This window comes from Anabaena sp. PCC 7938 (genome assembly GCF_049315035.1).
Taxonomy (GTDB): domain Bacteria; phylum Cyanobacteriota; class Cyanobacteriia; order Cyanobacteriales; family Nostocaceae; genus Anabaena; species Anabaena cylindrica.
Genome location: NZ_CP186034.1, coordinates 5,799,680 through 5,813,611, shown reverse-complemented (window position 1 = coordinate 5,813,611; position 13,932 = coordinate 5,799,680). Strand labels below are relative to the sequence as shown.

Below are 13,932 nucleotides of genomic sequence, written 5' to 3'. Positions count from 1 at the left end.
TTGCTTGCTTAACAACAAACAGTATTGGACTAAATGGGGTACAGCCGGGATACCTTCAATTTGGGGCATAATGTAAAGTTTTATAAATAACAGCACAAGTTAATAGTTGTTGCGCCTGGGTGGGATATGTAGCTGCAACTAATTCAACTTTACCCCGGCTGTTGCGATGCCAGGAAGTAGCTTGAAGGAGTTTTTCTGGAGATGGCGATGTTTGGGCTGCGATTTCGCCAGTTTTGCGGTATGCAGAGATATCGCGGATATCAGACCAGGTGCGTAGGCGTAGCCCGTCGTAGACATTGCTCCTCACTTCTTGATTTGGATTTTGTGGTATCCCACCCCGTCCTGTGGTAACAAAGCTACTACCAGTATTATTAGAACAACCACTAGCTATTTGTTGTGATGGATCAGTTGCATTTGCTGGTAGTTCTACTAAGCCAGCATTGGGGTCAACACCAACTGTATTAACTTGCACCGTACCACTGACTCCAAATTGGGAACTGGCAGTAATGTCGTTTTCTGGTGTCAGGCGATCGCGGTACTTTAGTCCAAATATACTTTGAGTGTTAATCTGAATATTACCGCCTTGACCTTGAAATGCGTTAGCAACGATATCACTGTCTTCTAATCCCAGAATAATCGGAGAGTTGATGCTGATGTTGCCACCATTGCCCATATTGCCTGCTGTGCCAGTAATATTACTACCGCGACGCAAAATTAAGGTATCTGCTTGGAGATTAATTCCGCCTCCTTGTCCTGAATTTGTATTAGCCAAAATTTTTCCAGAACGATTGAGGTTGATGTTTTCAGCATTGATGTAGAGGCTTCCAGCATTACCCACTCCTTGATGATTGACTCGCACCTCTCCACCATCTGTAATTTCTAAGTGTGGTGTATTAACAATCAGGTTTCCTGAATTCCCTGTAGGCAGGGCAGACAGTCCAAAAGCTTTCTGAAAAGACAAAGGTAGAACTGTGGCACTGGCACTGACACCAGCAACTTTACCTGATGCCTCACTGACTCCACTAACACTAATCTTTTGGGAAACATTGACTCGTAAAGTTCCGGCATTACCTTGACCCAAGGTGGAGGCTGAAACACCTGCACCTTTGCGTATGCTCAATTGCGATGTATTAACTGTCACCTCTCCCCCATTACCTCTGTTAAAGCTGACAGTTCCGATTAAGCTAGAACTGAAGCTAATGGGTGTTTCTCCTTGCAATTCAATGAAATCAGCAGCATTGACACTAACGTTTCCAGTTGAGCCAGTACCAAAACTCGCCCCTGTAATCGAACCGCCATCTTGCATTTTTATTTGCCGTGTTGTGACTTGAATATCACCGGCTCGTCCTCTGCCATAGGTTTCTGACATGATACCACTGCGAGTGGTACTGGGTTTTAAGGGGGAAAATCCAATGAGTTGGATTGTATCTGCCTGGACGAAGATATTTCCTGCTATTCCCTCTGCAAAAGTATGAGCATTAATTTTTGCGCCATCTTCAAGTAGTAATTGAGATGCAGTAATGATAACGTTACCACCAGTGCCAGCGATCGCATTTGTCGCCACTAGACTTTGGGCAAATCCATAGTTCCCAACTGCTTGCATTGTCAAAGAATCAGTGGCATCAACCTGAATTTTCCCTGCTAATTGATTTCCTTGGTTAATGGACAAAATTGCAGAACCTTGATTAATACTAATATTTCGACCTTGGAGGTGAATTGAACCTCCAGGCAAACCACTGGTGTTCACCAAGGCTTGACTCGAAAATCTCATATCGCCATACTTTTGTATATTTTCGTAATCAAAATTCCACTCAGGAGATGCGGTACTCAAGTTAATTGTTCCATCTACGGCACTACCAAGTTCTATACGACCAGTAGAAGCGTTTAAAATCCCACCATCTAAAATAATCTCTCCCCCCAATAGTGCTAGTGTTTTACCTACAGGAACTTGCAAGCCACTGGGAGTATTTCCGATTTCAAGCGGGACGTTATTTCCTTCAATCAAACGGTGTCCAATATTTTTGATTGTAATTGTCCCTGAATTTTGTCCCATTTGTAAGCCAATTGGCACACTCATCGTTAACAATGGCGACGTATCGAGGTTATTTGTCCTAAATTCCGTTCCATCAGCAAATTTAATGCTATTTGCAGTTGTGGCGATAAAAGAACCACCAATATTTAAGCTGGCATTTTTGCCAAAAATAATTCCGGTGGGGTTGATTAAAAATAAGTTGGCACTACCTTGGGCGCTGATTAAACCATCAATATTGGAAACATTACCGCCAGTCACACGACTAAAAATATTTTGGATATCTGCGGCATTATCGAATGATGCCGAGCCGTTGCTAGGAACAGAGAATTGGCTGAAGCTATGAAATAAATTATTACCGTCACGAGAGCCATTGGTGATGGTGTAATTACTACTACCACTAACAGAGGTGTTGAGAGTACCATCAGGAATCACTTGTGCCTGAACATCATTGTTGTAAATAGTACAGATGAGAATTGCACCTATGAAGCCAAACCCAACAAAAGTTAATTTCATCAGCTTATCTCTATTGTTCTACTTCGCATTTATTTTTCCCATATCAGTAAAAGTAGTAACATTTTATAAATTATATTTAACTTTTAGGAATAGCAGCACAGGTTAATGATGGTTGCGTAGATGTAGGAGAATGGCCTGTAACCAGTTCAATTTTGCCTTGGGCATTACGTCGCCAAGATGTAGCTTGGACAAAGATTTCTAGAGATTTAGGTATTTAAACTTGTACTGGTTGTGTCGTTTTAAATGCAGAGATGTCGCGGATATCAGACCAAGTGCGTAGGCGTAGCCCGTCGTAGTCATCGCTCTTTACCTCTTGATTTGGATTCTGTGGTATTCCACCCCTTCCTGTAGCGACAAAACTACTACCAGTATTATTAGAACAACCTGTAGCAATTTGTTGTGATGGATCAGTTGCATTTGTTGGTAGTTCTACTAAACCAGCATTGGGGTCAACACCAACTGTATTAACTTGAACCGTCCCACTTAGACCAAATTGGGAACTGGCAGTAATGTCGTTTTCTGGTGTCAGTTGCGAACGATATTCTAAACCGATAATTCCCTGAGTAGAGATTTGAATATTGCCACCCTTTCCTTGTACTGCATTGGCAATAATATCGCTGTCTTCTAAACCCGCGATGATGGGTGCATTGATATTGACGTTGCCTCCAGTAGAGCTACCAGTGGCATTAGCAATAATTTTGCTGCCATGTCGCAGGAAAAGAAGATCATCTACTTGCAGTTGAATATTCCCCTGACTGCCTCCATTCACTTCTGAACGTAAGGTGGCTCCATGATCTAAGAAAATCTGACGGGCATTGATATCCAGATTCCCGGCATCTCCTGTACCTGTATTGCTGACGGTGATTTGGGCATTGTCCTGCACACGCACTGTATCAGATTGAATATTCACAGAACCTGCCGCAAAGTTAGTTGTCGAAGATGCGGTGATACTACTGGGTAAAATCAGTCCATTACTCAAGGGTTGAGATAAACCCTCTAAATCCAGATTTTTGACTTGTAAGTTAATACTGCCAGCATTTCCCTGACCTTCTGTCGAGGAAGTGATTTGACCGCCGTTGAAGACTCTTAAGTTATCTGCTGTTAAGTTAATAGTACCACCCGAACCAACTACATTTTTACCAACAGAGGTATTAATGCCAGTCACCAACTGACTAAAAGGCTCGATAACTGGGTCGCTGACGGTGACATCTGTGGCTCGGATAGTGATATTTCCGGCAGTACCATTTTTTCCTGCTAGGGTACTACGAATCGAACCGCCATTACTCACCTTTAATATTCCCGTCTCAATAGCGATATTTCCTCCTTGACCTGCACCCGATAGTTGTATTGAAGTCGTAACCCCAGAGCTTAAGCTTCCTGTTCCACCTGCAATTTCAAAACTCTCGGTAGCTTGGATAGAAATATTTCCAGCCTTGCCTAATGTACCTCTCAAAATATCGGAACTGATTAAACCACCATTTACAGTAAGCAGTCGAGCAGTTTCAATGGTAATATTGCCACCTTCATTATTGTTTCCACCCTGAATTAATGTAGTAATATCAGTAGGTAGGTAAGTAGTACCAAAAGCAGAAAATGGGTTAGTGCCAAAAAGTTCTATATCTGTAGCTTGGATCTTTATATCTCCCGATTTAGAGTTGTTGCCAGAGGTTGTAGATTGAAGCCTAGCTCCATTAGTCATCCGTAAGTGCCTAGTTTCAATCTTTATATCTCCAGATCTGCCTGTTTCTGAACTGTTAACAGATGTTTCTAAACCACGACCAGTTTGTCCTGGGCTAGAAGCTCCCAATAGGTCAACAAATTCTGTGGTATTGACAATAATTCCCCTACCCTGACCTCCTGAAGTATTAGACCTAATGTTTGACCCATCCTGTAAGGTCAATCCCCTTCCTTGTACGTTAATTGCCCCACCATTAATTCCACTTGCATCGACTAACGAAACTTGCTGCAAAGTAATCGTACCCCAGTCAGCAGTAGCCGCAGAACTTGTCAACTGCCATCCAGTTTGATTGTCCATCTTGATTTGGGCATTTTGCACCGCCCATAACTCTACAGACCCATCAGGAGCAGTTAAGCTTGCTCCAGTCATATCAACTTGACTACCGACTAACGCCAAAGTTTGGTTAGTCGGAACTTGTAGTTTGCTTTGCACTTCAATGGATGCAGCATTGGCTCCCATTTGTAAACCCACAGGTACACTCATGGTTAACAAAGGAGATATATTTGTATCAGTGCTAAACTCTTTGCCATCAGCAAATGTGATGCTATTTGCAGTCGTCCCGATAAAAGAACCACCAATATTTAAGCTGGCATTTTTGCCAAAAATAATTCCGGCGGGGTTGATTAAAAATAAGTTGGCACTACCTTGGGCGCTGATTAAACCATCAATATTGGAAACATTACCGCTAGTCACACGACTAAAAATATTTTGGATATCTGCGGCATTATCGAATGATGCCGAGCCGTTGTTAGGAACAGAGAATTGGCTGAAGCTATGAAATAAATTATTACCGACACGAGAGCCATTGGTGATGGTGTAATTATTACTACCACTAACAGAGGTGTTGAGAGTACCATCAGGAATCACTTGTGCCTGAACATTATTGTTGCAAATAGTACAGATGAGAATGGCACCTATGAAGCCAAACCCAACAAAAGTTAATTTCATCAGCTTATCTCTATTGTTCTACTCCGCATTTATTTTTCCCATATCAGTAAAAGTAGTAACATTTTATAAAATATATAGCAATTCCCAAGCTCATTAAATACACCCCACCCGCGCTGTCGCGCACCCTCCCCTTGGTAAGAGGAGGGTTGGGGAGGGGTAATTTTGTATCTAGCTAGAGAGAGAAAGGCTATATTTAACTTTTAGGAATAGCAGCACAGGTTAATGATGGTTGCGTAGATGTAGGAGAATAGCCTGTAACCAGTTCAATTTTGCCTTGGGTATTACGTCGCCAAGATGTAGCTTGGACAAAGATTTCTGGAGATTTAGGTATTTGAACTTGTACTGCTTGTGTCGTTTTAAATGCAGAGATGTCGCGGATATCCGACCAAGTACCTAGGCGTAGCCAGTCGTAAATATCTGTCCTCACTTCCTGAGTGGGATTTTGGGGTATTCCTCCTCTTCCTGTAGCGACAAAACTACTACCACTGATGTCTGCACATCCTGTAGCTATTTGTTGGGAAGGGTCTGTCACATTTTCAGGTAATTCCACTAACCCAGAATTGGGGTCAATGCCAAAATTATTAATATCAACCGTACCGCTGACACCAAATTGAGAACTGGCAGTAATATCATTTTCAGCAGTAATTTGAGGACGATCTTGTAAGCCGATAATTCCCTGCGCGGCAATTTGAATATTACCCCCACGTCCTCGGACTGCATTGGCAATAATGTCGCTGTCTTGCAACCCTGCAAGGATCGGTGTGGCGATTTGAATATTACCCCCATCTCCCGCACCACCAGCGGTTACAGTAATATTGCTGCGATCGCGCATCAGCAAAAGATTCCCCACTTGCAAGCTAATATCACCACCATTACCAGATGCTGTCTGAGCCTGAATTAAGCCTTGATTTTTTAATTGGATGCGATCGGCTGTGATGTTGAGACTGCCACCATTTCCAGAGCCTTGATTGGTGACGCTCACTGTCCCCCCATCTGTCAGTATCAAATTGGGTGTAGTAATCCTGACATTACCAGCATTTGCACTCAGTATATCTGGCAAACCAAATAATTCCCTGAGTAGAGGTTCTAGCTTGAGGGTTGATGAGTTAATGCTACTCTGATTTACTTGACTACGACCACTAATTTGAATAGATTCTGTAGCATTTACCTGAATATCTCCCCCATTACCCATAAAAAACGAAGTCCCGGCAATCACTCCTCCATCTAACAGTTGTAGCCTCTTAGTATCTAGTATCAAGGTTTTGGCACTACCAGTACCATTGGTAATTGAGCTAATATTACTGTAAAGTCCGGCGGGGTTGTCTCCCCTCACTATAGTATCATCAGTATTAATTTTCACTTCGCCGCTAGAACCACTACCAAAAGTAACTGAAGATAGTGCTGCACCATCAGACACTAGTAAGCTATTAGAATTAATGGAAATATCACCAGCAGTTCCAGTACCGCGTGCGCTAGTAACCATACTGGTTACACCAGCTGGATTGAGGGGTGAGAAGCCAGATATCTCTATTGCTGATGCTTCTATCTCAATTTTGCCACTGTCAGCGACTCCAAACGCTGTGTTATTTAACCCTGAACCCTGCTGGAGTGAAAACCGAGGGGTGATGATTTGGATATTCGCACCAGTTCCGCTACTGAGAGCTTCATTACGAATCCCACTGCGAATTTTGGCATCTGATGTTGTGCCAATCATATCGATCGCTTCAGATGCTTGCAAGTGGATATTCCCGCTAGGGAGATTGCCAAGATTCGTTGTAAATACTAATGATCCATCAGTGAATTTAATCTTGCGTCCTTGAAGTTGAACTGAACCCGCATTTACTCCACTGACATTTAGTAGTGATTTCTGTGCCAGTTGAATATCACCAAAGATTTGTTCTTTCCCATACTCCAATTTATAACCCTGAGTATTTGCCACTAAACTAACTAATCCTGTACCTCCCAAACTACCTAATTCTATTTGTCCTGTTTCACTAGTGAGGGTAGCCCCATTGAGATTCAAATTACCACCCACCAATGCTAGGGTTTTTCCCGGCTGTACTTGCAATTTTGTGAGGCTAGGATTGCGAATAAAAGGAGATAGACTACTAGTAATATCTAAGGAATGTCCTGTACCTTGAACTTGTATCGGTGAGGGATTATTGCCCATTTGTAACCCAATCGGCGCACTCATTGTTAATAAGGGTGTTGTTGCATTAGTGGCACTAAAATCTACACCATCGGCAAATTTAATACTATTTGCCGTTGTCCCTACAAATGACCCGCTGATATCCAATTTGGCATTTTCACCAAACATAATTCCCGCTGGATTCATTAAAAATAAGCTGACTGGATTATTACTATTGATCGTTTGAATCAAGCCATCAATATGAGAAATATTTCCACCTGTCACCCGACTAAATATAGTTGTAATATTTGGTGTATTGTTTAAATCAAATTTTGCTGAACCACCTGTAAGTATAGAAAAATTACTAAAACTATGGAACAAGTTATGACCTTTTTCCATGCCATTAAGAATAGTAAAATCATTACCAACTGTGTTGATAGTGGTGTTAGTAGTACCATCATGTGTGACTTGAGCTATAGCACCTCGACTCCATAGAAATATTGCTGTTAGCATGATCCCTGGAGTTAATAACCCAGTTGTTAACATCAATAGAAAGGGTTTGACTCTCATGACTAACAATTTCCTGAATTTTGGTATCAACTTATTGTTCCCTAATTAGGCACTTTTATAACATGATTAACTTTTTGGAAGGTCAGCACAGGTTAATGATGGTTGCACTTGTGTAGGAGATTTATCTGCAATTAACTCAATTTTACCTTGGGTGTTACGATGCCAAGAAGTAGCTGAGATCAGAGATTTTAGCGATTCGGGTATTTGGGCTGTAACTGCGCTATTTCCACGATATGCAGAGATATCACGGATATCAGACCAAGTGCTTAGGTGTAGTCTATCGTAGACATCACGTCTGGTTTGTTGATTGGGATTTTGTGGTAATCCACCCCGTCCTGTGGCCACAAAACTGCTGCCACTATTATCAGAACAACCTGTCGCTATTTGTTGGGATGGGTCTGTCACATTCTCTGGCAATTCCACTAAACCAGAACTGGGGTCAACTCCAAAATTATTAATTTGCACAGTACCACTAATGCCAAATTGGGAACTAGCTGTAATATCACTTTCCGGGGTGAGTTGGTCGCGGAATTCTAGTCCAAATAAACCCTGAGTTTGAATATCAATATTCCCACCAGCCCCTTCAATAGCATTGGCAGTAATATCGCTGTTTTCTAAACCAATAATAATCGGTGCATTGATGCTGATATTGCCGCCTGTAGCTGTACCTGTGGCATTGGTACTCATTTTACCGCCATAACGCATCAGCAGAACATCAGTATTGAGAGTCAGATTACCGCGATCGCCTGCGGAAACTTCTGAAAGCAGACTGCCTCCTTGTTCTAGCTTGATTCGCTGGGCATTAATGAGCAAGTTCCCTGAATTACCGCCACCTGTATTACTAACGGAAATTTGCCCATGATCAAGAACATTGAGTTTATCTACCACTAGATTAACTGAACCAGCATCAGAGGTGGTAGTAGAAGCAGCAGTAATGGTACTTGGGAGAATGCGATCATCAGTTAAGGGTTGGGAATTACCCTCTACGGTTATATTGTTGACTTGCAAGTTGACATTACCTGCTGCACCATTGCCATCTGTCGATGAGGTAATTTGTCCACCATTGAAGACGCGCAGATTGTCTGCTGTCAAGCTAATATTGCCTCCCTTGCCTGTGGAATTCTGCCCTATCGCTACAGTGATACCACTGGGGGCGTTACCAAGAAAATCAACTACGAGATCGCTAACCTGTACATCAGTGGCTTTAATTGTGATATTCCCAGCTGTGCCTTTACCCGCAAGCGCTGCGATTGGACTTCCGGCGATCGCACTGGAGATTGTTCCACCACCAGAGAGGGCGAGTTGCCCGGCGTTAATTGTAATATTGCCCCCTTGACCATCAACAAAGTTTTGAATGGAACTAATGATCGCACTGGTAAAATTGTTGGTTGTTGTCCCACGAATCTCCAGACTCTCAGTCGCCGTAACGGAGATATCTCCAGCCTTACCCGTCGTAGGTGTGGGCGAGAAGGAAGAATTGCCCAACAAATCGGTGCTAATGCGTCCCCCATCCAGTAGCCGTATCCGTTCAGCCTCCACCGTAATTGCACCACTGTTATTCTGTTGCCCTCCTGTGACTAGCGTGGTAATAGCCCCTGAGACATAAACCCCTGTAAATGAATTGGTAAATGGAGTAAAACCATTGATTTCTATATCTGTAGCCCGAACCTTAATATCGCCAGTTCTGGCATTATTGATCGGTGCGAAGGTAAAAAAGTTGACACCATAGTTGAGGGAGTTGATCCATGAGCTATTGGTAAGGTGCAATCTTTGAGTATCAATTGTAATATCTCCAGCAGTTGCGCCACTGCCAGTCACACTGGTCAACAAGCCAGGAGGAATATAATTCGCGGGATCAGAGATACCTAATAAATCTACAAATTCTGTGGTCTTGACGGTAATACCTTGCCCTTGCCCATTTGCATCAGTGGATGATTCTATATGTGAGCCATCTTGAAGGGTTAACCCCGCCCCCGGATGTTGATCGCACCCCCAATCGCCCCACTCGTATTGATATAGGACGATTGTTGCAGGGTAATATTGCCCCATGTTGGCGATGAAGATGAACTCGCCAATTGCCAGTTGCCGGAGGTGGATATATTCACAGTACCATTTTGTATCGCCCACAACTCTACACGGCTATCCGGCGCAGAGATGTTGGCACTATTGATATCCACTTGTCCCCCAATCAAAGCCAACGTTTGATTCGGTGCGATCGATAATGTCGGTGTCCGTAGGAAATTGTTGGCAGGTGTACCTTGAACTTGTATCCCTCCCGCATTACTTCCTAGCTGCAAACCCACAGGTACACTCATCGTCAACAACGGTGATTGAGTTGGATTTATAGCACTAAATTCTGTGCCATCGGCAAATTTAATACTATTTGCTGTCGTCCCCACAAACGACCCACCAATATTCAATTTGGCATTTTGACCAAATACAATTCCGTTGGGATTCATCAAAAATAAACTAGCAGGATTATTACCGTTAAGAGTCTGAATCAAACCATCAATATGGGAAATATTTCCACCTGTAACCCGACTAAATATAGTTTTAATATTGGGCGTATTGGTTAAATCAAAAGTTGCTGAACTACCTGTAGGTATAGAGAAATTACTAAAACTATGAAATAAATTATTACCTTTATCAATCCCGTTAAGAATATTAAAATTATTGCCACTTTGATTGACAATGGTGTTGGTTGTTCCATCGGATGTCACCTGAGCAATACCTACGGTCGGCTTTGCCATCGCACCGCAACTCCATAGAAATATTGCTGTGAGCATGATCCTTGGAGTTAATAACCCAGTTTTTAACATCCATAGACATCTCCGGTAATTAAATGTGCGTGGCTTCAAACCCTTGAGATGTTCCGGTGAAAAGTCTCTACAATCATTTTCGGCGATGTCTAATAGAAAGGGTCTAACTCTCATAGCTAACAATTTTCTATACTTGATTTCAACTTATTGTTCCCTAAATAGGCATTTTTATAACATGATTAACTTTTAGGAACGGCAGCACAGGTTAATGATGGTTGCACCTGTGTAGAAGATTTATCTGCAATTAACTCAATTTTACCTTGGAGATTACGATGCCAAGAAGTAGCTGAGATTAGAGATTTTGGCGATTCGGGTATTTGGGCTGTAACTGCGCTATTTCCACGATATGCAGAGATGTCACGGATATCAGACCAAGTGCCTAGGCGTAACCCGTCGTAGACATCGCTCCTCACATCTTGATTGGGATTTTGAGGTATCCCACCCCGTCCTGTGGCGAAAAAACTGCTGCCAGCATCATTAGAACAACCTGTAGCTATTTGTTGAGATGAATCTGTCACATTTTCTGGTAATTCCACTAAACCAGAATTGGGGTCAATGCCAATATTATTAACTTGAACATTGCCACTAACTCCAAATTCGGAACTGGCTGTGATATCACTGTCAGAGGTAAGTTGATTACGGAACTTCAAGCCAAAAAGTCCCTGAGTTGTAATTTGAATATTGCCACCTCGTCCTTTGATGGCATTAGCAATGATATCGCTGTTTTCCCATCCTAGAATAATGGGTGCATTGATTGTAATATTGCCGCCACTGGCACTTCCACTGGCATTAGCAGTGATAGTACTGCCCTTACGTAGTAACAAAGTGTTCAGGCTCATGACAATGTTACCTTGGTTGCCTGCATTAGCTTCAGAACGAAGTTTACTAGATCCATCCAACTTCATATGATTAGTCTGAATGAGCATATTACCGGCATTTCCTGTACCTTTGCCGCTAACTACAATTTCACTGCGATCGCTCAGACTCAAATTTTCTGTGGTCAGATCTACCGAACCCGCAGCACCAGGGCCTGTAGACGAGGCATACAATCCACTCGGACCAGTAGCATCAAGTGAGTAAAGCAGTTCGCTATCTGGTACTTTACTGACACCTGCAATATTGATGGAATTGGCTTGAATGGAAATATTTCCGGCTTTACCGTAGGTTTCTGTTGAGGTAGAAATTCGTCCTCCGTCGAGTAAGTTGAGCTTACCAACATTAAAATTAATGTTGCCACCTTGCCCCGCACCCAGACTAATCAGTTCATTAGTAGCGAAATTGTAGTTACCGTTTGTTGATGCAAAAAATCGCGTTGCCACTCCAGTTGACGAACTGCCACCTAATGTTGCTTCTTCAGCATTAACAATAATGTTACCCGATGCACCTTCACCATATGTACCAGTGCGAATACCAGGGCCATTCAAGACTTCTAGTTTCCCTACGTTGAGAATGATATCTCCACCTCTGCCTGTGGCATTTTCACGGATGCTAGTACTCATCCCCGTTAAAAATGCAGGTTCACCTGTTGCAGTTTCACCTGTCACACTTAAATTCTGTGCTGTGACGATGATATTACCCCCATCACCAGTTCCTCTGGCAGTAGAACGCAATTCAGCCCCATCTCGAATGTTGACCTGTGTAGCATCAATTGTGACATTACCACCCCGACCTTGGGAACCATTCATCGTATTAGACGCTAGGGTACTCACACTAAATCGCTGCTTTGTAGGTGCATAGATCGCTTCCCCAATCACATTGACAGTTGTAGCCTTAACTGTAATATGTCCTGAATCTCCAGTTCCATAAGCACGGGTGTTAATTTGTGCGCCATTTAAAACATTGAGCATGGGTGTTTCGATTGTCACATCACCACCTCTTCCCTTAGCTGTTGGTTGGGAATAAGCGGCAATTGCAGTGTTAGAAAGGGCTGGCTGACCAATTAGTTTCAGAGATTCAGAGGCTTTGACAAGAATGCCTTGTCCTAAGCTTGTGCCTAAAGTGTGGGAGGTGATAGTTGAAGAACCCGATAGGGTAATATTTTGCCCATGGAGAGCGATCGCACCACCTTGGTTTCCACTTGTATCAATCTTGGCTGCGTTGCTAAAGTTCATATTTTGGAACTGATTCACAGTCTGGAAATCTAAGCCGAATCCAGCAGTGTTTGTAGACAGTCCCACGATATTATTTGCGGCGACACTCGCTAATTCAACTCTGCCATCGGCAGCAATAATGTTATTCTGCTCAAAAGTTAAGTTACTTCCAACCAGTGCAAATGTTTTTTGTGCTTGAACTTCTAATTTTGCCCCATAAATGTTAATTGCACTAGGATTGCTACCCATTTGCAAGCCGATTGGCACGCTCAAGGTGAGTAAAGGTGAATCCAGTAGATTTGTAGCACTAAACTTAAATCCGTCTGCAAATACTAAACTGTCGACAGTAGTAGCAACAAATGAACCACCAATATTCAAGCTGGTATTTTGTCCAAAAATAATTCCACTGGGATTGAGCAAAAATAAATTAGCGCTACCATTTGCCTGAATTAAACCATCAATATGGGAAACACTACCGCCAGTTACACGACTAAAAATATTTTGGATATCTGAAGCGTTGTTGAAGAATGCAGAACCGTTGCTAGGAATGGAAAACTGACTAAAGCTATGAAATAAATTATTGCCGACATGAGTACCATTGGTAATAGTGAAGTTATTGTCATTTTGGGAGACGGTAGTTTTGAGGGTACCATCGGGAATTACTTGAGCGTTAACCCAACTGCTGCAAATCCCAGGTGTTAATATTCCACTGATTAAAGCCAACCAAGTACAAATAACTTTCATCACCTCACCCCTATTTTTAACTACTTAGAGTTTGCTGTTCGCGGAGCGTGCCGTTAGGCACATAAACCAAAAACCTAGATATATCAACAGTTTCAGGCTGAAAAAAGTTGGAGAAGGTGCAAGTAATAAGCGATGAAATCATCAAAAACCGTTCATTTAGCCAGATTCGAGACTATTCTGATCTCCTCCTGACTCCTGACTCCTGACTCCTGACTTCTGACTTCTGACTCCTGACTCCTGACTTCTGACTCCTAGCCCTAACGAAAAGATTTTTATGCCTAACGGCACGCTACGCGAACAGCAAGCCATATATAGGTTTCCCAAATTTGTATTTGTACTAACAAAATTTG

At 42.5% G+C, this 13,932-nt stretch carries 4 protein-coding genes and 2 pseudogenes; all 6 read right to left on the bottom strand.

All coding sequences use genetic code 11. The features are described 5' to 3' along the window. Positions 1 to 55: 55 nt before the first annotated feature. On the bottom strand, positions 56 to 2,545 hold the full coding sequence (locus ACOWPH_RS25865; protein ID WP_015212977.1) for a beta strand repeat-containing protein: 2,490 nt from the start codon (positions 2,543 to 2,545) through the stop codon (positions 56 to 58). 76 nt (positions 2,546 to 2,621) lie between these two features. Continuing rightward, positions 2,622 to 5,231 (bottom strand): annotated as a pseudogene (locus tag ACOWPH_RS25860) (filamentous hemagglutinin N-terminal domain-containing protein). A 193-nt stretch (positions 5,232 to 5,424) separates the two neighbouring features. Continuing rightward, complete coding sequence (locus ACOWPH_RS25855; protein WP_015212976.1) at positions 5,425 to 7,929, bottom strand: beta strand repeat-containing protein; 2,505 nt, start codon at positions 7,927 to 7,929, stop codon at positions 5,425 to 5,427. 66 nt (positions 7,930 to 7,995) lie between these two features. Next, positions 7,996 to 10,715 (bottom strand): annotated as a pseudogene (locus tag ACOWPH_RS25850) (filamentous hemagglutinin N-terminal domain-containing protein). A 212-nt stretch (positions 10,716 to 10,927) separates the two neighbouring features. Then, positions 10,928 to 13,582 carry a filamentous hemagglutinin N-terminal domain-containing protein gene (locus ACOWPH_RS25845; protein WP_015212974.1) on the bottom strand — a complete coding sequence of 885 codons (2,655 nt, stop codon included), beginning with the start codon at positions 13,580 to 13,582 and terminating at the stop codon, positions 10,928 to 10,930. Positions 13,583 to 13,738: 156 nt separating this feature from the next. Beyond that, the gene (locus ACOWPH_RS25840) at positions 13,739 to 13,891 is read right to left on the bottom strand and encodes a hypothetical protein (protein ID WP_422665634.1); all 153 of its coding nucleotides are present in this window, start codon (positions 13,889 to 13,891) and stop codon (positions 13,739 to 13,741) included. Positions 13,892 to 13,932 lie beyond the last annotated feature (41 nt).